We start from the raw sequence: 23914 nt of genomic DNA on the forward strand, positions 1-23914 counted from the left end.
CGCGTTGGCGTAGCCTGTCTGAAAGACTTACGACTCCGCTCAGCCAGCGTCAACAGGCTTGGTTCTCTGTAACCTTCCAAGTTGTGAAGGGAAACAACACAGCTAAAAAATCAGCGCAGATCATCAGCGCAGTTCAAAGGTTGCCGACACAGGCCCTACGGGCAGTCCGGCGGGCCAGGGTAGGGTAAACTGCCGCTGGCCTTGGGCCAGAATGTTTTCCCCACTGATCCCTTGCAGTTGCTCGGGAGTCAGGAAAACTGCTGCGGCCTGGGGCTGGCCCCCTGCCCCCAGGGGAGTCAGGTTAAGGTGCAAACCCGTCAAGAGTTGATGGGCTGTACCCTGGTTGTTAAATTGCAGCACCAGCGCATCAGCACCGTTAATGGATTGATGGCGGGCACTGTCCAAAACCACGTCAGATGCAGCTCCCCTAGGGGTGACATAGAGAGAGGCCACATAGTTGTAGAGGGCGGTAATGTTGACCACCGGAGTCGTCACTTCTAGGACAGGCAGATTCAGGTCGATATAAAGCTGTTCCGTGATTAAGCGAAAAGCTAGCTCCTGATCTGGGTTGGGCTCCCCTAACCAAGTCACCCGAACCGTTTGCACGGCTCCCGGTTGCAGCAAAATTTGGGGAGGATACACCACGAAATCATCCTCAGCATCAGCGCGGCTCTCGTTGCCATCGGCATCCATCTGGCGATCGGTGATGCGAATTTCAAGGGCGACGGGTTCGTCGCCAGTACTCGTGACCTGAAAGGCTCCCGTAGAGCGGTTGCCACTGGGTTCGAGGATGAGGCTAGCAGGGGACAATTGATAAGTGGGGCCAGCCCAACCCGGTTGGGCCGTGAGGAGCCCTAACCCCATGAACATTGAGGCGATACAGCCCACCCGTGTGAGTGTCTTCATCGATTTTCTCCAGGTTGTAAGACAAGTAAATTGCCTTTTATAGCGATCCAGCCCGGATCCTGAAGGGCAAGGGCTTCATGTTTCACAACATGATTGGGGATTGCTATGCAAGACCTTTTACAGAGGGTTTACTGGTTTATCAGGGTGAATACCAAGGTGTCCAAATAGGGTCCGGCAGGTTTGCCATTGACCTCGCTAGCTATCAGGGTAGCTTGGACAGGAAAAGTACACCCGACAGGGGCATCACAGGTCAGCGTTGATGTGGTGCGAACAGTAATGTCATTCCCACTAGAAAGATTGCTGATTAATTCCCCATCAACGGTTAACGAATAGGGAATGGTATAGGAATAGATGGAATGTCTAAGGGCTCCGCCCTGGGTAGATCGCACCTGCAAAATCCAACCATTGGGACTATCAGACTGAATATGGACGGTGCCAAAATCCTCCTGACTATTCCCTATTGTCACGTTTAGGGTAAAGGTATTGCTGGGGGTATATTGCACAATTCCTAATGCTGAAGCCGCGATGGGGGAGAGGATAGTGAGTCCTAACGTGGCTGACATCAGCCATTGAAAAAAATGGTAATCTTGCATCTTTAACCTCCGCAAGATAGTCATGTTGTAAAGATGCAGTATTGAATACTGCATCTTTACAAGAGTCAAACCTTAAATGAAACCAGGACTCTAGGTGTTTTCCGGGAAGAATTAATTAGAGGTCAAGGTAAAGGTCAAGGTGTCACGGTAGGTTCCATGAGGCACGTATTGACCAGCCGCGATCGCAGCGGTAACGGTAGGCGCGACCCCTGAGGCCGCAGCATCGGAGTACACCGCATCAATCAAAAGCACGTCAGTATTCACTGCTCCAAAGGTTACTGGGGTAATGGTAGTGCCATCAATGGCAGAAACTGTCAGACCTGTGTATGCAATGTATTGAGTGAGTTCAGTGGATGCTCCGATATTTCGTAGTTGACCACCGTGAGCAGATTTAACCTGTAGAGTCCATGTAGCAGAATTAGTTGTGATGCCTAAGCTGCCGATGGGATAGGCTGGGTTTGCAACCCCGCCGACGATTGTTGTGCCCTGGGTGGGCGAAAAGGTCAATGTGCTAATGGGGGCAACGACACCGGTGACCTCACCATCACTCGTTTGGGCTAGGGCTGTTGGTGCGATCAGTAGGGTTGCTCCTACGAATAGACCAGAGGCTACGAGGACATTGCGGAAAGTAGTGTTCAACATGATTTGAGTCTCCTAAGAGGGAAATGATCTACCTGATTTTTGTATCGATCCAGGTTGATCTGAGGTTTTGAAAAGTCATCTTCAGATCTGCATTGCCCCATTGTTGAGAGGGCTCAGAAAGTCTGAAGACAAGCCTGGTAGTGTGCACGGGTGCTGCGATCACATCTTGTGAGCATGTTCGCAATCGAGAGAAAAACGAGGATGAACCGTAGAGAAGTTCGGAATTCACTTACTCTTGAATTCAGTTCAGGCTAGGTGCTTTCTCTTTCATGTCTACTAATGTAGGGGATTGATAGTGACGAACACATGATAGTTACACCTATCTTTTGAATGACTTCCTGATCCGACTCAAGGTAAATACGCAGTTTTAATACTGTCTAAACCGCAGCAAATCAGAAATAAATAATCATCGTCTTAGCCAATATATATCAGCATGATTTCCACATATCGAATGAATTCGCAATCAATCGACAACGAAGAGAGATTAGAATGTTCCGGATTCCCAGCTCCTCTTTAAGCATGCCCAGCAAGCATAGCGTGGGTAGGTAGAAAAAAGTGAAACCCCGAATGAGTCAGCAAACGGAATTAAGCGGATGATTTTTGGGATGAAATACTCTCAGCCCACCGTCCCTCTCCAGCAATAGCCTCACTCCTGCTGGAGGGGGATGGTGATAATAAAGGTGGTGCCCACACCAACTTCTGAGTCGCAGGTGAGGGTGCCACCGTGTTTTTCGGCCACTACCTGGTAACTGATAGAGAGCCCCATACCCGTGCCTTCCCCAATGGGCTTGGTGGTGAAGAAGGGGTCAAATAAGCGATCGCGCACCGCTGCTGGAACCCCTGGTCCGTTATCTCTGAAGCGAATTTCTACCTGCTGATCGGGCGTGAGTTGGGTTTGGATGTAGATGGCAGGGGGCTTAGGCGTGGAACCAGAGCGTTGCTCTTCCAAGGCATCCAGGGCATTGCTGAGGATGTTCATAAACACCTGGTTGAGCTGTCCGGCATAGCATTCCACCAGCGGTAATGGGCCATAGTCGCGATGGATTGCCACTTCACCGCCATCGGGGCGGGCCTTGATGCGGTTTTGCAAAATCATCAGGGTGCTGTCGATGCCTTGGTGAATATCCACCGCCTTCATCTCCGCCTCGTCCATGCGGGAAAAAATCCGCAGGGAGGAGACAATTTCCTGAATCCGCTCTGCCCCCACCTTCATGGAGTTCAGGAGCTTGGGCAAATCTTCCATCACAAAGGGCAAATCTATGGCTGCCACTTCCGCCTGGATTACCGCCTCCGGCTGGGGGTAATGGGTTTGGTAGAGATTGACGAGGCCCAGCAAGTCCTGGGCGTAGACCCGAGCGTGGGTGAGGTTGCCGTAGATAAAGTTGACGGGGTTATTGATTTCGTGGGCCACCCCCGCCACTAACTGCCCCAGGGAAGACATTTTCTCGCTCTGCACCAACTGGGCTTGAGCCTTCCGTAGATCCTGGAGGGTAGCTTTGAGTTCCCTGGCCCGCAGGCGTAGTTTAGTTTCGGACGCTTGTAGTTGTTCTTCGGTTTGCTTACGCCGGATGCCTAGGGCGAGCTCATCCGCCACCAGCCCTAAGGTATCGAGGGCAGAGTCGGCGAGGGGATGGCGGGCAAATAGGGCCACGACCCCGAGGAGTTCGTCATCCACAATTAGGGGATAGCCCACGAAGGCGATCATAGCTTCGCGCTGCACCCAGCCTGGATCGCCAATTCTCGCATCATGGGGCATGTCGTTGGTGAACTGGGGCTGCCGCTCCGCTGCAATCTGGCCAATTTTGAGCTGGCCGACGGGGATACGGGCATGGGTACCGTCGATGTTGGTATAGAGTCCGGCGCTGGCCTGAAGTTCGAGTACCTGTTCCGGGACGTTGAGGGTCCAAATGCGGGCCAGGGTAGCCTCCATTTGTTTGACAATCACCTGGCTACAACGCTGAAGCATAGCCCCGAGATCCCCTCCTCGGGTCAAAATACTGTCGATTTCGGCCCGGAAGGCGGAGAGTTGGGCCTGTTGTTTGAGGGCGGCTTGGGCAATCTTGAGGCCGGTAATGTCGATGGAGGTGCCGACGATGCGGTGAATATTGCCGGAGAGATCGCGCAGGGGATTGAAGGTGCTGAGTCGCCAGACGAATTTGCCCTGTAAGGGCAAATATTCTTCCTGGGTGATGGCGGTTCCAATCTCGATACAGCGACGGCAGCGATCGCGGATTTCTTGACCGGCCTCGGGGCCAAAGACGGCTTCGGGGGTTTTTCCGGCAATGCTGTCGCTGGATTTGCCCGTGGCTTTTTCAGCAGCACGGTTGTGGCTGGTGTAGACGATGTCGCCATCGGCCTGCACATTGAAGACAAAGATACTGTCCTCAACCCCGTCGTAGATGCTGCGGAGAAACTGTTCTTGAATTTGGAGGCGGGCTTCTGCGGCTTTGCGATCGCTGATATCGGTATAGGAGCGAATAGTACCCACAATGTTGCCATCATCATCCTGAATGGCATTGGCCTGCAACAGGGCGGGAATCAGACGCCCCCGCTGCGATCGCATCATCACCTCTCCGGTATAGGCTCCCTGCTTCCGAATTACCTGAAAAATGTAGTCCGCCATGCGGGGATCAGCGTAGACATTAGCAATGTTGCCCACCTGCTCCTGGAACTCGGTGATAGAGGCAAACTCAAATAGGTCACAGAAGGCTTGGTTCTGATAGGTTTGCACCGAGTCGGTATCGGTGATGCATATTGCATCGCCAGAACTATCCAGAGCTTGGCGAAACAGCCGCAGCGTGGCCTCCACCCGTTTCTTGTCGGTAATGCTGAGGCCCGTACCCCGAAAGCCGATTACCGTACCCGCCCCATCCAACATGGGTAGGCCGCTGACTTCTTCCCAGACTACCTCCCCTCTGGGGTTAATATTTCGATAGGCCAGGGTGAAGCTGTGCTTGTCAATGGCCGCTGATTGCAGGACAGATTGGAGCCGAGGAATATCCTCCGCTAGCATCACCTCAAAGGAGGATCGCCCCATCAGGGCAGAGGCACTGTGGCCCTTCACCATCTCCACCTTATCCGTGAGAAAGGTGTAAACCCCATTCACATCAATTTCCCAGACGTATTCCCCCGCTGCCTCGGTGACATCGCGGAAGCGCCGTTCACTGGCCTGGAGACGCGCCTCCGTTTGCTTGCGTTCCGTAATGTCGCGGGCCGTGGCATAGAGAATCTGATCCTCGGCATAGGTCACCGAAGACCAAGACAGCCAACGGTAGGTGCCATCTTTACAGCGCCACCGATTTTCAAAGCTGTGGAGCGATTGTCCCGCTAGCACCGAGTCGCCAATCGCCAGGGTGGCGGCCAGGTCATCGGGGTGAATGAACTCCAGAAGTGGTAGGGCTAACAGTTCCGCTTCGCTGTAGCCCAGCACCGCCGTAAAGGCAGGGTTAATCCGCTTAAGATAGCCATCGAACCCGAGGATGCCGATGAGATCGCGAGACAGTTGGAAAAAGCGATCGCGCTCCGCCCGTGCCTGTTGCAGGTCCGTCACATCGCGGCTGATACCGATAATGCCCTGGCTTTCCCCAGCGGCATTGTAGTAGGGAGTCTTGGTGACCAAAAAAGTCCGCAGTTCTGACCCTAGGGGCACGGTCTGCTCAAAGGTTTGGGGCTGACCCAGGGCCATCACCTGCTGGTCTGTCGCCTGAATCGTTGCGGCGACATCCTGGGGATAGAGGGCATCGTCCGTCTGCCCCACCAAGGAGGCATCTTCAGAAGCCAGAGTCCTTTGCAGGGCATCGTTCGCCAGCAGATAACGGCCTTCAGGATCTTTAACAAAAATGAGATCAGAGGTGCCGTTAATGACGCTATTGAGGAGGCCGTAGCTCTCTTGAATATCACCCTCGGCTCGCTTACGGAGGGTGACATCCAGAAGCACACCATCCCAGACAATGGCTCCATTCCCCTGGACCTCGGGACGAGCATTGCCCTGCACCCACTTTTCCTGACCGGCGGGGGTGCGGATGCGCCACTCGTGAGCAAAGGGCTCAAAGGTCCGGGCCGATTCTTGGATGGCCCGCTCCAGGGAAATGCGATCCTGGGGATGGACGTAGTTCAGGGCCTGATCCATCGCCTCGGGCTCTAGCCCCAAAATCGTGCGACAGGCATCGGAGACGTAGAGAAAGGAACTGGAACCATCGGGGGCTAGCTTGAACTGGTACAGCATTCCCGGTACGTTGGCGGATAGTTTTTTGAGCCGCAGTTCACTGGTCCGCAGTTGCTCCAATGCCTGCTGCCGCGCGATCGCACTTCCCAAACTATCCGCCACCGCCTGAACAATAGCCTGCTCCCCCTCATTCCAACTGCGATGTTTAGAGACCGGCCCAAAGGGGCCATCGCAGTGGCAACGGTCAAATCCGATCAGCCCCCAAACTTCCCCCCCGACAAAGATCGGTACCCGTATGAGGCTCAAAATGCGATCGCGAGCCATCACCGCCTGCTCTGGAAACGGCAGCGTCGCAGTACGCCCATGGAGTATCTCCCCAGCGCTAAAGCAGGACAACCACCGTTCCAAGCCCGCTGCGGTGTAGGCCAAATTTTGCCAGTGGGGAAGACTCGTCGCCACCCCCTCCCCCAACCACTCAAACCGCAGGCTCAGAGCGATCTCTCCCGTCTCAGGATGGGGATGGTGTTTGTAAATGCAGGCCCGATCCGCCGTTGCCACCTCACCTAAAACCGCCAGCACCTCCGTTGCGGCTAACTGCCAGTGGGGCGTCGCCAGCAACCGTCGATTAGCCTGCACTAACCCCTGCAGAAGCTCCTCATAGTTAGCCACAGTACCGGAATCCTGGTTGGCCCCAGCCCCTTTGGTACTGTCCCCCGCCGCCGTCAGAGACGGATCCACAAACGTCATAGGTGCAAGGAATGAACGTGGACAACACTAACTAGGCTCTAATACTGCTAACACTAAAATATTGCTCAGGGATCTGCGGGCTAATCCAGTACAAATCCATTGCCTGTTGTTTAGGATGCCCAAACTGGTTTGTAGACTCTCCCTATTTCCTCCGCTCCCCTGCTCCCCTGACCCTAGGACGTGTGGACAATTAACGGGGAAACCCTTACAGGGTAGGTTTGATCACGCCTGACAGCATAGTTGTCCCGTTCTTCCCCAGGGATATCCTATCCCCAACTTAGGCCAGAAGCATGAGATGCAAAGGATTACCCATCAAGGGTTACCCATCATAATATTCCGGATCGTATTCCGGCCTTCCAGGGCATCAGGGCCATACATAGGCGGATTCCACCATAACCACTAAACTCTAGGTATTCCGTTGATTCTAGAAGACTCCCGACAGGGCAAATTACAGGGCTACTGGCCGGGTACGAATACCGTTCCTGAGTGATGACAACAACTCTGGTGCTATAGGTGTACACATGAACATTCTTTTAATTTATCCTCGGTTTCCCAAGAGCTTTTGGTCCTTTGACAAAACGCTAGAGCTGGTCAACATGAAAGCCCAATTACCTCCCCTGGGCTTGATCACAGTCGCTGCAATTTTGCCTCAAACCTGGAACTACAAGCTGGTCGATCGCAACGTTCGTGGGGTCACCGACACAGAATGGCAATGGGCCGACTTAGTCATCCTGTCCGCCATGATTGTCCAAAAGCCCGACTTCCTCGCCGCCATTGAAGAGGCCAAAGGCTGGGGCAAACGGGTCGCCGTAGGAGGCCCCTACCCCACCGCAATTCCCGAAGACGCCGCCCAATCTGGAGCCGACTACCTGATTTTGGATGAAGGGGAAATCACTCTGCCCCTATTTGTGGCGGCGGTGGAGCGGGGCGAGATCAGCGGCACCTTCCGCTCCGACGGCGTAAAACCCGATGTCACCGGCACCCCTATTCCCCGCTACGATTTGTTGGAAATGGATGCCTACGCCGAGATGTCAGTACAGTTTTCGCGGGGGTGCCCCTTCCAGTGCGAATTTTGCGACATCATCGTGCTCTACGGGCGCAAACCCCGCACCAAGGAACCAGAACAATTGCTGGCGGAACTCCAGTGCCTCTACGACCTGGGCTGGCGGCGCAGTATCTTCATGGTGGATGACAACTTCATTGGCAATAAGCGCAACGTCAAACGGCTGTTGCAGGCCATGAAACCCTGGATGGAGGAGCACAACTATCCCTTCTCCTTCGCCACAGAAGCTTCCGTAGACTTAGCCCAAGATCCAGAACTGATGCAGACCATGGTGGACTGCAACTTTGGCACTGTATTTCTGGGAATTGAAACCCCAGACGAGGCTAGTCTGTCCCTAACTCGCAAGTTTCAAAACACCCGCGATCCCCTGTCAGAATCGGTGATCTCCATCGCCCGTACTGGACTGCGGGTGATGGCGGGGTTCATCATCGGCTTTGATGGCGAAAAGCGGGGAGCAGGCCAGCGGGTCAGTCAGTTCGTGGAGCAAACTGCCATCCCCACCGCCCTGTTTAGTATGTTGCAGGCGTTGCCAGACACGGCCCTATGGCATCGTCTAGAACGGGAGGGGCGAATGCTTAGAAAAAGTGCCGACATCAATCAGGTCACTCTGATGAATTTTGTCCCCACTCGCCCCATTGAGGAGATTGCCCAGGAATATATCGAAGCTTTTTGGCAACTCTATGAGCCCTTGACGGTGCTGAACCGCACCTATCGCCATTTCCTCATGCTGGGGGAGGGGCAAAAGCGGACCTACAAAAACCGTAAGACTACGGCGGGCAGTCCCGATATCAACTGGGTGACGATTCGCGCCTTTTTGATCGTCTGCTGGCGGCAGGGGGTCAAGCGCAATACCCGCTTCCGGTTCTGGACCAACCTGGCCCATATCCTCTGGCGTTATCCCCATGTGGCAGCGAACTATGTCTCGGTCTGTGCCCAGGCAGAGCATTTTATCGACTTCCGTGAGGTAGTGCGTGACAACATCGAGAGCCAACTCCAAGCCTATCTAGAACAGCGGGAGAAGACCCAGGCCACTGCCCCGCAACCGTTACCGGAAGCGGCCAATGCTTCTGCGGCCTAGCTGGCGGAAATTTCGAGGGAGCTATTTTTAAGGGGGTTGAACCCCCTTAAAAATAGCCCTGGATTATAGATGGGTATCATTTCTGTGTTGCCCTTTCCCGGTTCAGCGTTAATATCAGCAAACAGGGTGGCCGTATCCTACTCCCCAAGCAAAGGATAGGGATAGTCTTGATCCCTAGGGTGCTTGGTACCAGCCTGCCGCGATCGCATCGACGGACATTAGCCTATGACTTCCTCTGTTCCTGTTAAATCTCCTGTTAAATCTGTTGCCCCAGAGCTGCCAACTTTTGGCAAAGGCAAGCCCGAGCAAGGTAAGCCAGACCCAGACAAATTGCACTCCCGTCCAGAGTTCAGGACGCAGGTAGTGCCCCCTGCCCCTGCCAACTCCCCTACCCTCAACCCATCTACTCCCCAAGCACCCACTCTGCTCACAGCAGCACCCATCACAGCGGCATCCGCATCTATCAAGGCAGCATCGGGCAAGGCAGCATCGGGCAAGGCAGCATCGGGTAATGTGGGCAGCGCAGCACTGCCCACATTACCCAAGGGTCGGCGACCCAGCTTTAGCAGCCACCGCAACGAGGCTAACGCCACCTTAGCGGTAGATCTATTGGCCCAGGTGGGAGATGCGATCGCAGGTTGGCATCAGGAACTGCGCCAAGTACTCGCAGACATTGAGACGGTCTACCTAGCAGGGCCGATTGTGGAGGGCTGGCTAGAGGCCATGACTCCAGACCATGATGGACACCAGACTGATTCAGATTCAGAGGAAGCGAGCCTCCTACGCCACGGTGATCCAGCACGGCTTGCCGCCTATGTAGAACAGCTTTCCCGTCAACCAGCGATGCCCCCCCGCAATACCATCCCCAGCCAATATCGACTATGCAGCCTAGATGCCGATGGGCGTCTGCAATGTCACCTCTGCCCGCCAGAGCAATTGGCAGTGATTAGCCAGGGCATTGCCCGCCATCAACAATTACGACACCTCGTTCACCGCAAGCAGGATTTAGAAGCCCATCTCCAGCGGGCCGCTGCGGCACTGACCGTCACTCGCGATCGCCTCGGCCTCCCCACCGCCCCAACCCCGTGCCCTTAGGAACGTGCAATTCAATAACATGACAATCCGTCTGTCATTCCGAGCGCAGGGAGGAATCTCGGTCTTGCTTGTAGAGTGAGATATAGGGCAGGCCCTATGCCCTCCGGGCAGACTACGCCCTAGCGTTAGCCTTAGCGTAGCCATGCCGGAGGCTATTGCCCGAAGGGCTATACGGCTTCGTTGCTCCTCCGGAGCCGCTACGCAAACAGGGCAAGCAAGGGATTGCCCCTACGGAATTAACTTCAATCCTGGATTACCCGGCACTGGGTAGGGCGGGTTTTGAGCCTCCCATTTGGAATTTCCCAGTAGACACGAGCTAAACCCGCCCCTACGGGATTTACCCCATTCCCCCATCCCCCCCTCATACGAATGGGTTTTATCCCCCTGCGACGTAAGGACGAAAGTGCCGCCACAAAAGACTCCTGCGGCCATTTCCACAGCAGGCACCAACTCCCCCTAAGTGGGGCATAAATTCTGTCGCATCAATTACGATCTGGGTTGACCGCAATTGGGTTTAGGGTGCTATAGTAGCCATAGAGAAAATATCGGTTGCGGCATTTGTTTCTAGTATTAACGAGTTTTCACGTTTTTCCATTGACAGGCTTACCTCCGAAATTTAACTCTTCACATCCTTTAAATCTTGGGGACAATCCATGTCAATTTACGTAGGTAACCTGTCTTATGAGGTTACAGAAGCTGATCTAACTAGCGTCTTTACTGAGTACGGCTCAGTTAAGCGAGTTCAGCTACCCACAGACCGCGAAACAGGCCGCATGCGCGGTTTTGGTTTTGTAGAAATGGGTGCAGAGTCCGAAGAAGCTGCCGCTATCGAAGCCCTTGACGGCGCTGAGTGGATGGGCCGCGACTTGAAAGTCAATAAAGCCAAACCCCGTGAAGATCGCGGTAACTCCTTTGGTGGCGGTGGCGGTGGTGGTGGACGCAGAAGCGGTGGCTTTTCTCGCGATCGGTAGATCGTGATATTAAGCAGCTTTAGTGACCACAACTTTACTAAAGTAATCCAGCTTTTAGACCGTCATTTATCTTGTCACCTAGACCAGATATAACCTTAAAGAGGGGTAGGTACTACGTATCTAGCCCCTCTTTTTTGTGTCAATTTTTTAGCATCAGATCCCATCCCCCCAGGAGACTTGTCCATGGATGTCAAAGCTGCTGTCGCCCTAGAGGCGGGAAAACCCCTCAGCATCGAAACAGTTCAGCTCGACGGCCCCCAAGCGGGAGAAGTTTTAGTCGAGATCAAAGCCACGGGCATTTGCCACACTGATGCCTACACCCTCTCGGGAAAAGATCCCGAGGGTCTATTCCCAGCCATCCTCGGCCATGAAGGGGCGGGTATCGTGGTTGAAGTCGGACCGGGGGTCAACAGCCTGAAACCGGGCGATCATGTTATTCCCCTGTATGTGCCGGAATGCCGAGAATGCGAATACTGCCTCAGCCTGAAGACCAATTTGTGTCAGGCGATTCGCAGCACCCAAGGCAAGGGCTTAATGCCAGACGGTACGAAGCGATTTTCCCTCAATGGCCAGGGGCTCTACCACTACATGGGCACCTCTACCTTTGCCAACTACACCGTAGTTCCTGAGATCGCCCTTGCCAAAATCCGTGAGGACGCCCCCTTTGACAAAGTCTGCTACATCGGTTGCGGCGTGACTACAGGCATCGGTGCAGTGATCAACACCGCCAAGGTGGAACCGGGCTCCAATGTGGTGGTCTTTGGCCTCGGCGGCATTGGCTTGAACGTGATTCAGGGGTGTCGAATGGTGGGGGCCGACAAAATTATCGGCGTTGATCTCAACCCCGCCAAAAAAGCAGTTGCAGAAAAATTCGGCATGACCCATTTCGTCAATCCCCAAGAAGTAGAGGCAGACTTGGTGTCCTATCTGGTAGATCTGACCCAGGGCGGTGCCGACTATAGCTTTGAGTGCATTGGCAACACCACCGTCATGCGACAGGCCCTAGAGTGCTGTCACAAGGGCTGGGGCGTCAGCGTCATTATTGGTGTCGCAGCAGCGGGCCAGGAAATCAGCACCCGCCCTTTTCAACTGGTCACAGGGCGCGTCTGGAAAGGCAGTGCTTTTGGCGGGGCCAGGGGGCGCACCGATGTTCCTAAAATTGTGGACTGGTACATGGAGGGCAAAATCAACATCGACGATCTGATCACCGATGTCATGCCCGTTGAACACATCAATGAAGCCTTCGACATCATGCATCAAGGCCAAGGTATTCGCAGCGTCGTGACCTTTTAGGCAGACAAAATGACTACCCTCACCCTTCAGAAACAATCCACCTGCGGCGGCGGTACCGTAGCCTATTACAGCCATCGATCCACAGTTTGTGACTGTGATATGCGCTTTGCTGTCTTCATTCCACCCCAGGCCAAGAGCCATCCGGTGCCAGTGCTGTACTACCTATCGGGCCTGACCTGCACCGAGGAAAATTTTACGGCTAAGGCTGGTGCCCAGCGTTATGCCGCCCAACATGGTCTCATGCTGGTGGCCCCCGATACCAGTCCCAGGGGGGTGAATATTCCGGGGGAGGATGACGACTGGGACTTTGGCAGTAGTGCCGGATTCTATGTGGATGCGACGATTGCGCCCTGGAGTTGCCACTATCGCATGTACAGCTATGTGACCCAGGAACTGCCGACCCTGATTGCCGAACATTTTGCTATCCAACCCGATCGCCAGGGCATCTTTGGCCATTCCATGGGGGGCCATGGCGCTTTGGTGGCAGGGCTACGAAACCCAGACCTATTCAAGTCGATCTCGGCCTTTGCCCCGATTGCTGCCCCGATGCAGTGTCCTTGGGGTCAGAAGGCATTTACGAATTATTTGGGCTCAAATCCTGAAACCTGGCGAGATTATGATGCCAGCCTGTTAGTGAAGCATCATGCTGATGCCAATCGCCTGATTTTGATCGATCAGGGGACGGCGGATGCCTTTCTAGAGTCCCAACTCATGCCTCAGGTGTTGGAAACAGCCTGTAAGGATGCGGGACAACCCCTGAATCTACGTTTTCAGGACAGCTACGACCACAGCTATTTCTTTATTGCCACCTTTATGGAGGACCATATCCGCCATCACGCAGGGGTGCTCTGTGCTTAGCGGGAAGATCTAAGGCTATCCCGGACTATGAACTGACGGGTTATAACCCTTCGGGTATGTTGCGCTAGTGGCTGTATAGGGGCGGTTGGTTCAAACCGCCCCTATACGTTTGTCAGGAGCGCGGCCATCCTGCGGTGCATTGCTTCGCTAATGCAACCCGGAGGGAGAAAACTGGGTTAGTCGGTACATTATTTGACGACAGATTCGTTATCCCAAACTGGGGTTCTAAGAGGACTTGCTTGGGGGAGGTTGGAGGGGCAAAAGCACATGAAAAGTGGTGGCTCCGGGCTGGCTGGCTACCGTAATGGTGCCGCGATGGCGATCCACAATGCGATGGACAATGCTGAGTCCCATGCCGCTGCCCTCGCCTACGGGCTTGGTCGTGAAAAACGGGTCGAAAATGCGAGCCTGAATGTTCTCGGGAATGCCGGAGCCTGTATCGCTAAAAGATACGTGGACGGCCTCGCCTTCAAGTTTGAGCGTAATGGTAAGGGTGCCTTGGCCATTCATGGCCTGGATGCCGTTGTGGATCAGGTTGCTCCACACCTGATTGAGTTCATCAGGGTAGCCCCAGATCTCCGGTACGGACTCGTATTGTTTCACCACTTCTACCCCCCGCTTGAGGTTGTTGTGGTAGAGGGTCAGGACCATGTCGATATTGTCCTGGAGGTTGGTGCGTAAGGGCTCGCTGTCGTTACTTTGACGGGCGTAGCTCTTGAGGGCGGAGACAATTTTTGTAGCCTTCTCCACTGCCAGTCGAATTCGTTCCCCACTGTTGCGCTGCACCGTTAAAGCCTGAGCTGCTGCGAGTATTTCAGGGCTAAGGGTGTGGCTCAAGAGGGGGATGAAACGAGTGATGCCCTGGGTAATTCCCATACTCACCAGTCTCAGGGCAACTGTTTCGCTATCGGGAACGCCCGCTGCTGCCAGGTCAGCGGCGATGGTGCGGCGGGCCTGTCGTTCTTCGCGAGCCACGAGCATAGGGCGCTGCTCCAGGGTCAGTGCCAGCAGGGCTTGAAAATCGGCAAGCTGGTCTTCTGACAGCGATCGCAACAGGTTTGGGAGCTGTTCTAGGGATCGGGCGGAGGCCGTGATCAAACTGCCAATGGAAGCTCGAATCGCCCCCATGGGGGTATTGATCTCGTGGGCGACTCCCGCCACCAACTGTCCTAGAGCTGCCATTTTCTCGGACTGAACTAAGCTTTCCTGGGCCGCCTTAAGGCTGTCTAGAGCTGTGGATAGGGCTTGGGTTCGTTCATCCACGCGCTGTTCTAGGGTTCGATTTGCCTCCTCTAAGGCTTGGTTGAGACTGAGAAGCTGTTGATTTTGAGCTGCCAGTTTTTTGTCCTGTTGATAACTGTTGACTGCCTCCGATACCGTCAACCGCAGATCCTCCGGTTGCCAGGGCTTGGCGATATAGCGGTAGAGTTTTGCATGCTGGATGGCGTTCCCTACCGCTTCGATGGTGGCCTGTCCTGTCAGCATTACCTTGAGGGTTTTGGGCAACCGTTGGTGGATGCGTTTCAGCAGTTCATCCCCCTTCATTCCCGGCATAATGTAGTCGGAAATCACTAGGGGGATTTCGTAATCCTCCTCTAGTAATTCCTCTACCAGTTCTAGGGCTCCCTCGCCACTATCCACAATTTCAATCAGAAACTTCTGATTAAAGGACTGCCGCAGTTCATCCCGCAGGCTCTCCAATAAAATCAGCTCATCGTCCACGCAGATAATGGCAGGTTTGGCCTGAACTTCACCCATGGCTGGCAAGCCCCGACTGGATGGCTTCAATCAAATCTGCCTCCGACCAAGGTTTGAAGAGACACTTGTGCAGGTTGGCTTCTACCTTGACCCGTGCGATCGCAGTTTCATCCGCCTGCCCCGTGAGCAGCACCTTCACCACTTTAGGAAAGCGCTGATGCACCTTGATCAAGAACTCATCTCCCTTCATTCCCGGCATCAGCCAGTCGGAGACAATTACGATTACATCGGTATTCTCCGCCTGAATCTCGTCGAGAACCTCTAGGGCATCATCCGCATCCTGGGCAACTTCATAGTAATAGGCATCCCCAAAGGCTTCTCGGAGCTGGGCGCGCAGGCTTTCTAGGACAATGGGTTCGTCGTCTACACAGAGAATGACGGGCTTGGACATGGGAGTGGGGTGTTGGGGTATTAGGGTAAATCCCGTAGGGGCGGGTTTGGCTCGGATCTAATGGGGAATCCCAAATGGGAGGCTCAAAACCCGCCCTGCTGTCGCCGGGTGACCCGGATTGGGGAGTAGGAGGCGCGGTAGGGGCGAGCGGTGCTCGCCCTGCCAGGGAGTGGGGGAGGAGGGGTGGGTTTGGCTCGTATGTACCGGGGAATTCAGAATGGGAGGCTCAAAACCCGCCCGGTCCGGTTCTGGAGTGGGGGAATTGATGATTGGCAATTTTCATAATTATCAATTATTAATTGTCCGTTGAAGTGGTAGCGATGGTGGATGGCTCCTCTATTTTCGGAGGCTGCATCGGCAACGTGACGGTAAAGGACGTGCAGCCCGGTCGGCTGGTTACCGCAATTTGGCCTTGGTGTTTCTCTATAATTTTTTTCACCACGTTGAGGCCGAGGCCGCTACCCTCTCCAGCGGGTTTGGTGGTAAAAAATGCCTCAAAGATGCGTCCCTGGATGTCTTCGGGAATGCCGGGGCCATCGTCGGTGATGGTGATGGTGACGCCATCCGCGATAGTCTCTGACTGGCCAAAGGCCATCGCGCCCACCGTAAGAGTCAGAGTACCCCGATTATCCATGGCTTGGAGGGCATTGTGGATAAGATTGGTCCACACTTGGTTGATCTCGTCGGGATAGCCGATGACCGGAGGCACCGGACTGTAGTGCCGCACCACCTCCACCCCCCGCTTGAGCTGGTTGTAGTAAAGGGTCAGCACCGTATCCAGGCTTTCCGCCACATCAAAGGACTCCGGCTCCCCACTGACACTATGGTGGGCATAGCTCTTGAGGGCAAATACGACCTTTGAAGCGCGATCGGTGGCGTTGTGGATGGTTTGGGCACTGCGGTAAAGCCCCGTCAGCCGGTAGGCGGTTTCTAGCAGATCCCGCTGATTGGGCAATTGCAAGAGGGGCATGAAGGGTTCCAGATCGTCGTAAATACCCATGACCACCAGGGTTTCTGCCATGGTATCGGCCTGGGGCAGCCCCGCAACTTCTAGGGTGCGGGTCAAGGTCCGGCGGTGTTGCCGCTCAGCCTTGGCCGACAGTAGGGGAGGCCGGGTCAAGGACCGCATCACGAGGGCGATGAACTGCTCCGTGGCCTCTGGAGGCAGCACCTGAAGCAACTTGGGTAGGCTATTGAGGGTATGGTCCAGATACTTGGTGATATTACCCACGGAGGACCGAATGGCCCCCAGGGGTGTATTCACCTCGTGGGCTACCCCCGCAACGAGATGGCCCAAGGCCGCCATTTTTTCTGACTGAATTAACTCATCCTGGGTGGTTTTGAGTTCTTGTAGGGCGGCAGCGAGATCGGCGTTTCGTTGATACAGAGCAGCCTCTGCCGCCTTGCGATCGCTAATATCCCGAATCATAAACAGCACCTCATCAGGACCACTGGCCACCACCCGGACCTCCTCATACTGGATCCGGTCCGCCAAGGGATTTGCCTGCTCGTAGAGCTGAATTTCCTGGGTCTCTAGGGCCGCTTGGATTGCCCGTTGGTGACGGCGGGCCACATTCTCAGGCAAGAGATTGGTAATGGGTTGGCCCACGGGCTCGTAATCCTGGGGCAGCAGATCCAGCACCTGATCGGTTTTCACATAGCCTAGATAGGTGCCATCCCGCCCCACTCGAAACATCAAGTCCGGAATCCCGGTCAGAATGGCTCGGTTATGAGCCTCAGCCTCCTGCATTTGCTGGGTACGCTCTGCAACCCGGTCCTCTAGGGTGACAAAGGCAGTCTTAAGCTGCTGGGTCATGCGATTGAAAGTGTCTGTTAGTTGCCCCACCTCATCCTGGCGGAAAATGGGGAGTGCGGTATCGAGCTGTTCCATCGCAGCACTGGCAGACCAATCCGTCAGTGCGATCGCCGCCGCCGCCCGGTTCAACTGAGCCAGAGGTTGGGTCAGCCGCCGCGATAGCTCTATAGCCCCTAGGGTGCTGCCTCCTAGCACCAGCCCCGATACCAGCGCCGCTAGAAAAAGTTGTTGGCGCAGGGTAGCGCGGACATCGTCAATGGGCACATAAATCAGGGCTGCTCCCACTACTTGGTCCCCATCATTTCGCAAGGGGGTCGCCACCTTTAGGATCGGTCCCAAAATCCGCCGCTTGGGTTGAGCCCTCCCCTGGGCTTGCAGAATCAAATCCCAATCCTCCTCCCCCAAATTAGAGGGTCTGCCTGGGGAAACCCCAGAACTAAGCACCGTTAAGTTACTGTCTACAATCCAAACACCGGCAATGCTGCCCAGATCAATTTGGGTTTGCACCAGGCGATCGAGCCCCAGATTTCGTTGCAGATCGGCCATAAAGTCGCCCCGATAACCCACCTGGACGATGCGAGGCTGATCGATTCCGGCTATCCCCACATACTTGAACAGTTGCCCATCATATTCTCGGGGTTTGGCCGACTGAATAACGGTTTTGGCTTCCCCTGTTAGTAAAGGCCAGAAGACAGATGCCTGGGGCTGCACTTGGGTATCGGGGCTAAAGGTAAAGTTAATATCTACGTTATTGATAAAGACCCCACCCGACTCATTACTCACCCAGAATTCGTCTATCGCTGTCGTGGCAGCAATACGATCGAAAATACTGGTGATCTGGGGAGGCGGAACGCCCACCTTGGTTGCAAGGTTGACGAGGTGGGCGGTCAGGGCGGCTTGGACCAGCATTTGTTCTGAAATGGCGTCCTCGACTTGATCAGAAACGCGCTCCGCAAACTCGGCACTGGTGGCTAGGGTCTGGGCAATCTGAATGCCATCAGCGGCGGTTTTTTCTAGTAATGCTTGACGGCTGGTCCAGGTCAAAATCGCCACCGTAGGGAGCAGTGCCGCTGCCACCCCGGCCATTCCCATCAGCACGATCTGTCGTCGCAGTTCCATGCCCTCTCTCCTTATCATTCCGATGATCGCCAAAAAATGGCCGCAGAGTAGTCCCTAAGGCATCCTACTTCCCAGACCGAATTCTTCGCGCCCCAGCCGGATCAAGCCGGATGCAACCGCAATCATCCTAGGTAATTAATTCCATGATCATGCCCCATTTCCCTCTCTGCCTATCTTTTACAATTTCATTAGCCCCACCCTACCCGTCCTACTCACACTCTATTCATGGATCTCACCCCAGCCCTGCCCACTTTTTTTGTCACCCTGCGCGAGGGGGTGGAAGCGGCCCTAGTTGTGGGAATCGTGTTGGCCTGTTTGGGCAAGGCTCAGCAGTCCTCTTTGAATCGCTGGGTGTATCTCGGAATCGGGGCAGGTCTGGGGGGAAGCGTACTGGTGGGGATCATCATCAGTGCCAGTGTGGCCCAGGTGCAACAAGGGTTTCCCACTCTAGAGCCCATTATTGAGCCTTTGTTTGACAGTCTCTTCTGTGGGATCGCAATTCTCATGTTGAGCTGGATGCTGGTGTGGATGACCCGCCAGTCCCGTGCGCTCAAGGCTGATATTGAGGGGGTTGTGAACACGGCTTTGACCGATGGGGATGCCGCTGGCTGGAGCATCTTCAGCCTGATCTCCATCGCAGTCCTGCGGGAGGGTATTGAAACGATGCTGTTTGTATTCACCACCGTGCAACAGAGCGGAGTGGCTCTCTTGGGTGCGATCGCAGGGCTACTCGGAGCGACCACCCTGGGTCTAGGGCTATTTCGCTGGGGTATCCGCATTAATCTGCGCCAATTTTTTCAGGTCATGGGGGTACTCCTCCTATTGATCATCGGCGGACTGGTAATCTCCCTCTGCCGCAACCTAGACGCCACCCTCTATGCCCTCAGCAGCTTGGCCCTGATCCAGGGGAATCTGTGTATTTCCCAGCAGTCCTGCCTCTTAGGGCCACTGCTGTGGGACACCAGCACCGTCCTCAACGATCACCGCTTTCCTGGCATCCTGCTCAAAACCCTCCTGGGCTATCGCGACCACCTCTATGTCGGCCAACTCCTGGCCTACCTTCTCTTTATCCTCACTGTTGGTAGCCTCTACTTCCGCAGCCTCCGCCCCCTTGTCTCTGATGGGCAGTGATAGACCCACACCCCCTTAGGCTCTTGAGGCCGTGGAGAGGCTAGTACCACAGGGCGTAAATCAGTCCATTATTGTCGCACCAGCCCAACATTTTCCGGTCCCCTCTCCCAGGCGGAGAGGCTAGGGAGAGGGGACAAGGTGTGCCACGATAGAACGGTTAGGGTATTTACGCCGCAGACTACTAGGGTCAGGGTTCCCCAAACCCGTAACGTCCCCATTGTAGGAAAATAATTATCACCCCGAACTGGGGTCCGCAACGAAGGGGGTGAGATGGAATCGAGTTTTTTGACCGCTATTTTCCTGCCCCTAGCCCTGTTCATCATCATGCTGGGCATGGGGCTAGGGTTGACGATCGCCGACTTTAAGCGCGTCTTGGTTGAACCCAGGGCAGTCCTGTTGGGGTTGGGGGCGCAGTTGTTGCTGCTGCCCCTGGTGGGTTTTGGATTGGCCTGGATATTTCCCCTCTCCCCGCCGTTGGCGGTGGGGGTGATGATTTTGGCCGCCAGCCCCGGTGGTCCCACCTCTAACCTAATCACCTACCTGGTGGGGGGAAATGTGGCCCTGTCCATTAGCCTCACCGCCATTAGCAGTCTGGTGACGGTGTTTACCCTGCCCCTGGTGGTCAACCTGGCGATGGCAACCTTCATGGGGTCGGCGGTGGCGCTGCAACTCCCCTTTGGAACTACGGTGCTACAAATCGCCGTCATCACCCTGATTCCGGTCACCTTGGGCATGGGGCTGCATCGATTTGCACCCACCTGGGCCAAGGGACTGGAAAAAGGGGTGAAATGGCTATCTCTGATATTTCTGGGGTTGATCATTGTGGGGCTATTGGTGCAAGAACGCGCTAGTGTCCTGGGCTTTTTCTTGCAAGTGGGGAGCGTGACCCTGGCCTTGAATCTCGTGGCCATGGCCCTGGGCTATAGTCTGGCTAGGGTGAGCCAATTGTCGGAGCCCGATGCAAAGGCGATCGCGGTGGAAGTGGGCATCCAAAATGGGACATTAGCGATCGCGGTAGCCAGCGCCCCGACTCTCCTTAATATGCCTACAATGGCGATTCCAGCGGCGATCTATAGCTTGCTGATGTTTGCCACCAGTGCCCTCTTTGCCGGGGTAATCAGCCGTGGAGGGAAAGGGCGATGACACCGTTCTGCCCTGACCCCACCGTGCCTGCCTTACCCTAGTAAGGTATCTGCCCCATCCGCTCCACCTTGAAACCGGCCCAGCTTGAAGCCGGGTAGAGGATAGCGGATAATGGCGGGCATTGTCCTTAACCCTTCCCAGTGCTGTATCGCCGTGACTAAGCCCCAAAATTCCGGCAACACCTACAAAGACACCATCCTGCTGCCCCAGACCACCTTTGACATGCGGGCCAATGCCCCCCAGCGGGAACCAGAAATTCAGCAGTTCTGGGCCGATCAGCAGATTTACGAAACCCTGGCCCAGAGCAACCCAGGGGCTCCCTTTGTGCTCCACGATGGCCCCCCCTACGCCAACGGCGATCTCCACATTGGCCACGCCCTGAACAAAATCCTCAAGGACATTGTTAATAAGTACCAAATTCTCCAGGGACGCAAGGTGCGCTATATCCCCGGTTGGGATTGCCACGGCCTGCCCATCGAGCTGAAGGTGTTGCAGGCTATGGACAGCGACACCCGCGCCAACCTGACCCCGATTAAGCTGCGGAAAAAGGCCAAAGCCTTTGCCCTCAAAACGATTGAGCGCCAACGGGCCGGATTCAAGCGCTACGGCGTTTGGGGCGACTGGGACACCCCCTACATGACCCTGCAACCGGAATACGAAGCAGCCCAAATTGGGGTCTTTGGCCAGATGTACCTGAAGGGCTACATCTATCGCGGCCTCAAGTCCGTCCACTGGAGCCCCACCTCCCAAACCGCCCTGGCGGAGGCAGAGTTGGAATATCCCGAAGGCCATACCTCCCCCAGTATCTACGCCGCTTTTCCCCTAGTGGAGGCATCCGCCGCCGCTAAGGCCACCCTGGCCCCCTATGGAGAAAATCTGGGGGTGGCGATCTGGACCACGACCCCCTGGACCATCCCCGCCAATCTGGCGGTGGCGGTGAATGGGGACTTGACCTACGCAGTGGTGGCAGTGGCGTCAGGGAAGCCGTTCCCATATCTGCTGATTGCCAAGGATCTGTGCGATCGCCTCAGTCAAGTTCTGGGTACAGAATTGACCTTAAAGGCAGAACTGAAGGGATCAGACCTAGAGGGCTGCACCTATCGCCATCCCTTGCAGGATCAACTGCCCACGGATAAGCGGGGGGAAACCAGTCCGGTGATTGTCGGCGGTGACTATATCACCACGGAATCCGGTACTGGGCTCGTCCACACCGCCCCCGGCCATGGTCAAGAGGACTTCCAGGTGGGGCAGCGCTATGGGCTCTCCGTTCTCTGTCCCGTGGATGAACGGGGGGACATGACGGCAGAGGCGGGGCCGTTTGCGGGGTTGAATGTCCTCAAGGATGCCAACCCGGCAGTCATCGAGGCATTGCAAACGGCGGGCTCTCTGCTGAAGCAGGAACCCTATGTCCATAAATATCCCTACGACTGGCGGACGAAGAAGCCCACCATTTTCCGGGCCACAGAGCAGTGGTTTGCCTCGGTGGCCGGGTTTCGCGATGAAGCCATGGCGGCGATTCGCTCGGTGCAGTGGATTCCCGCCCAGGGGGAAAACCGGATCACCGCCATGGTGGGCGATCGCAGCGATTGGTGTATTTCTCGCCAGCGCACCTGGGGGGTGCCCATCCCCGTCTTCTACGACGAAGAAACCGGGGAACCCCTGATCAACCCAGACACCCTGGACTATATCCAAGCCCTATTTGGCGAAAAGGGCTCCGATGCCTGGTGGGAACTGTCGGAGTCGGAATTGCTGCCGCCCGCCTACCGCGACAATGGCCGCACCTACCGCAAGGGCACCGACACCATGGATGTGTGGTTCGACTCTGGTTCCTCTTGGGCGGCGGTGGCTCAACAGCGGGACGCACTCCATTACCCGGTGGAAATGTACCTGGAGGGCTCCGACCAACACCGGGGCTGGTTCCAGTCCAGCCTGCTCACCAGTGTGGCGGTTCATGGCCACGCCCCCTACAAAACCGTGCTCACCCACGGCTTCACCTTGGATGAGCAGGGGCGTAAAATGAGCAAATCCATCGGCAATGTGGTGGATCCCCAAATCGTGATCGATGGGGGCAAGAATCAAAAACAGGATCCTCCCTATGGGGCGGATGTGTTGCGGCTGTGGGCCTCTTCGGTGGACTATTCCTCCGATGTGCCTTTGGGCAGCAATATCCTCAAGCAGATGGCGGATGTCTATCGTAAGATCCGCAACACCGCCCGGTTTTTGCTGGGGAATTTGCACGACTTTGACCCGGCCCAAAACGCAGTGGCCTATGGCGATCTGCCGGAACTAGATCGCTATATGCTGCACCGGATGACGGAGGTGTTTGCGGAGGTGAAGGATGCCTTTGACACCTACCAGTTTTTCCGATTCTTCCAGACCATCCAAAATTTCTGTGTGGTGGATCTGTCCAATTTCTATCTAGATACGGCGAAGGATCGCCTCTACATCAGTGGGGCAGATTCCCCCCGCCGCCGCAGTTGTCAGACAGTACTGGCGATCGCGATTGAAAACCTAGCCCGCGCTGTCGCCCCCGTCCTCTCCCACATGGCGGAGGATATCTGGCAAAATCTGCCCTACCCCACTTCCCATACCTCTGTCTTCCAATCCGGCTGGGTCGAGATGGAAGCCCAGTGGGTCAACCCCGACCTGGCTAGCCCCTGGCAGCACCTCCGCACCCTGCGCCAAGGGGTGAATCAGGTTCTAGAGCAGGCCCGCAGTGGGAAGGCGATCGGCTCGTCTCTGGAGGCCAAGGTGCGGCTCTACACTGAGGACGAGACGCTACGCTCCCGCCTGGATTCCCTCAATCCTGGGGATGCGATCGCACTTGGCAATAACCACGTAGACGAGCTCCGCTACCTTTTTCTGGTCTCCCAGGTGGAAATTCTGGACAGCCCCGAGGCTCTGACGGGACTTAAGTTCAGCGGCGAAAGCGCCGGGGTACAGATTGGGGTGGTTGATGCGGTGGGCCAAAAGTGCGATCGCTGTTGGAACTACTCCACCCACGTCGGTGACTCAGCGGAACATCCTCAGATCTGCGATCGCTGCACCGCCGCCCTTTCTGACACTTTCTAGCGAGTCGATTGTCACAATGGGCACCTCCTGTTGCTGCTGTTGGGGTACAGAAATGAGATATACCCGGCATCGA

15 protein-coding genes are annotated in these 23914 nt (G+C 55.5%); 8 read left to right on the forward strand and 7 right to left on the reverse strand.

What is annotated here, in order from left to right:
• Positions 1-123 precede the first annotated feature (123 nt).
• From LEP6406_RS0209350 to LEP6406_RS30150, 4 genes are all read right to left on the reverse strand, one after another.
• Entirely contained in the window at positions 124-906 is a 783-nt protein-coding gene (locus tag LEP6406_RS0209350; protein WP_008313431.1) for a fimbrial biogenesis chaperone, read from the reverse strand.
• 128 nt (positions 907-1034) lie between these two features.
• Positions 1035-1499 (reverse strand): hypothetical protein, encoded by a 465-nt coding sequence (locus LEP6406_RS0209355; RefSeq protein ID WP_008313430.1) that lies wholly within the window; start codon positions 1497-1499, stop codon positions 1035-1037.
• Positions 1500-1610: 111 nt separating this feature from the next.
• Entirely contained in the window at positions 1611-2141 is a 531-nt protein-coding gene (locus LEP6406_RS0209360; protein WP_008313428.1) for a hypothetical protein, read from the reverse strand.
• Between the two features lie 646 nt (positions 2142-2787).
• Positions 2788-7053, reverse strand: a complete 4266-nt coding sequence (locus LEP6406_RS30150) for a PAS domain S-box protein (RefSeq protein WP_008313427.1) — start codon at positions 7051-7053, stop codon at positions 2788-2790.
• A gap of 521 nt (positions 7054-7574) precedes the next feature.
• On the opposite strand from LEP6406_RS30150, the gene LEP6406_RS0209370 reads away from it, so the two are divergent.
• The 5 genes from LEP6406_RS0209370 to fghA all read left to right on the forward strand — a co-directional run bounded on the left by LEP6406_RS0209370 (position 7575) and on the right by fghA (position 13411).
• Entirely contained in the window at positions 7575-9194 is a 1620-nt protein-coding gene (locus LEP6406_RS0209370; RefSeq protein ID WP_008313426.1) for a B12-binding domain-containing radical SAM protein, read from the forward strand.
• 363 nt (positions 9195-9557) lie between these two features.
• Positions 9558-10289 (forward strand): hypothetical protein, encoded by a 732-nt coding sequence (locus LEP6406_RS27290; protein ID WP_051463649.1) that lies wholly within the window; start codon positions 9558-9560, stop codon positions 10287-10289.
• A gap of 653 nt (positions 10290-10942) precedes the next feature.
• Positions 10943-11260 (forward strand): RNA recognition motif domain-containing protein, encoded by a 318-nt coding sequence (locus LEP6406_RS0209380; protein WP_008313424.1) that lies wholly within the window; start codon positions 10943-10945, stop codon positions 11258-11260.
• 183 nt (positions 11261-11443) lie between these two features.
• Entirely contained in the window at positions 11444-12553 is a 1110-nt protein-coding gene (locus tag LEP6406_RS0209385; RefSeq protein WP_008313422.1) for an S-(hydroxymethyl)glutathione dehydrogenase/class III alcohol dehydrogenase, read from the forward strand.
• 9 nt (positions 12554-12562) lie between these two features.
• On the forward strand, positions 12563-13411 hold the full coding sequence (gene fghA, locus LEP6406_RS0209390) for an S-formylglutathione hydrolase (RefSeq protein ID WP_008313420.1): 849 nt from the start codon (positions 12563-12565) through the stop codon (positions 13409-13411).
• A 225-nt stretch (positions 13412-13636) separates the two neighbouring features.
• Here the strand turns inward: fghA and LEP6406_RS27295 are convergent, their stop codons facing one another.
• From LEP6406_RS27295 to LEP6406_RS30155, 3 genes are all read right to left on the reverse strand, one after another.
• A complete protein-coding gene (locus LEP6406_RS27295) occupies positions 13637-15169 on the reverse strand; it encodes a hybrid sensor histidine kinase/response regulator (protein ID WP_008313418.1) in 1533 nt (510 codons plus the stop codon).
• A complete protein-coding gene (locus tag LEP6406_RS0209400) occupies positions 15162-15560 on the reverse strand; it encodes a response regulator (protein WP_008313417.1) in 399 nt (132 codons plus the stop codon). Before LEP6406_RS0209400 ends, LEP6406_RS27295 begins: the two co-directional genes overlap by 8 nt.
• Positions 15561-15855: 295 nt before the next feature.
• Positions 15856-18495: an ATP-binding protein gene (locus LEP6406_RS30155; protein ID WP_008313415.1), complete on the reverse strand. Its 2640-nt coding sequence runs from the start codon at positions 18493-18495 to the stop codon at positions 15856-15858.
• Positions 18496-18720: 225 nt separating this feature from the next.
• Between LEP6406_RS30155 and LEP6406_RS0209410 the strand changes: the two genes are divergently transcribed.
• The 3 genes from LEP6406_RS0209410 to ileS all read left to right on the forward strand — a co-directional run bounded on the left by LEP6406_RS0209410 (position 18721) and on the right by ileS (position 23841).
• Entirely contained in the window at positions 18721-19626 is a 906-nt protein-coding gene (locus LEP6406_RS0209410) for an FTR1 family iron permease (protein ID WP_008313413.1), read from the forward strand.
• A gap of 270 nt (positions 19627-19896) precedes the next feature.
• Positions 19897-20769, forward strand: coding sequence for a bile acid:sodium symporter family protein (locus LEP6406_RS0209415; RefSeq protein WP_008313411.1), 873 nt, complete (start codon positions 19897-19899; stop codon positions 20767-20769).
• Between the two features lie 111 nt (positions 20770-20880).
• Positions 20881-23841 carry an isoleucine--tRNA ligase gene (gene ileS, locus LEP6406_RS0209425; RefSeq protein ID WP_008313409.1) on the forward strand — a complete coding sequence of 987 codons (2961 nt, stop codon included), beginning with the start codon at positions 20881-20883 and terminating at the stop codon, positions 23839-23841.
• Positions 23842-23914: the final 73 nt, after the last annotated feature.

It is taken from the genome of Leptolyngbya sp. PCC 6406 (genome assembly GCF_000332095.2).
Classification (GTDB): domain Bacteria; phylum Cyanobacteriota; class Cyanobacteriia; order Phormidesmidales; family Phormidesmidaceae; genus PCC-6406.

What these genes read in the sequence shown, in the direction of transcription:
- ileS (WP_008313409.1), top strand. Translation starts at nt 20,881, where the DNA reads ATGGCGGGCATTGTCCTTAACCCTTCCCAGTGCTGTATCGCCGTGACT.
- LEP6406_RS0209415 (WP_008313411.1), top strand. Translation starts at nt 19,897, where the DNA reads ATGGAATCGAGTTTTTTGACCGCTATTTTCCTGCCCCTAGCCCTGTTC.
- LEP6406_RS0209410 (WP_008313413.1), top strand. Translation starts at nt 18,721, where the DNA reads ATGGATCTCACCCCAGCCCTGCCCACTTTTTTTGTCACCCTGCGCGAG.
- LEP6406_RS0209370 (WP_008313426.1), top strand. Translation starts at nt 7,575, where the DNA reads ATGAACATTCTTTTAATTTATCCTCGGTTTCCCAAGAGCTTTTGGTCC.
- LEP6406_RS30155 (WP_008313415.1), bottom strand. Translation starts at nt 18,495, where the DNA reads ATGGAACTGCGACGACAGATCGTGCTGATGGGAATGGCCGGGGTGGCA.
- LEP6406_RS0209400 (WP_008313417.1), bottom strand. Translation starts at nt 15,560, where the DNA reads ATGTCCAAGCCCGTCATTCTCTGTGTAGACGACGAACCCATTGTCCTA.
- LEP6406_RS0209380 (WP_008313424.1), top strand. Translation starts at nt 10,943, where the DNA reads ATGTCAATTTACGTAGGTAACCTGTCTTATGAGGTTACAGAAGCTGAT.
- LEP6406_RS0209350 (WP_008313431.1), bottom strand. Translation starts at nt 906, where the DNA reads ATGAAGACACTCACACGGGTGGGCTGTATCGCCTCAATGTTCATGGGG.
- LEP6406_RS0209355 (WP_008313430.1), bottom strand. Translation starts at nt 1,499, where the DNA reads ATGCAAGATTACCATTTTTTTCAATGGCTGATGTCAGCCACGTTAGGA.
- fghA (WP_008313420.1), top strand. Translation starts at nt 12,563, where the DNA reads ATGACTACCCTCACCCTTCAGAAACAATCCACCTGCGGCGGCGGTACC.
- LEP6406_RS0209360 (WP_008313428.1), bottom strand. Translation starts at nt 2,141, where the DNA reads ATGTTGAACACTACTTTCCGCAATGTCCTCGTAGCCTCTGGTCTATTC.
- LEP6406_RS0209385 (WP_008313422.1), top strand. Translation starts at nt 11,444, where the DNA reads ATGGATGTCAAAGCTGCTGTCGCCCTAGAGGCGGGAAAACCCCTCAGC.
- LEP6406_RS27295 (WP_008313418.1), bottom strand. Translation starts at nt 15,169, where the DNA reads ATGGGTGAAGTTCAGGCCAAACCTGCCATTATCTGCGTGGACGATGAG.
- LEP6406_RS30150 (WP_008313427.1), bottom strand. Translation starts at nt 7,053, where the DNA reads ATGACGTTTGTGGATCCGTCTCTGACGGCGGCGGGGGACAGTACCAAA.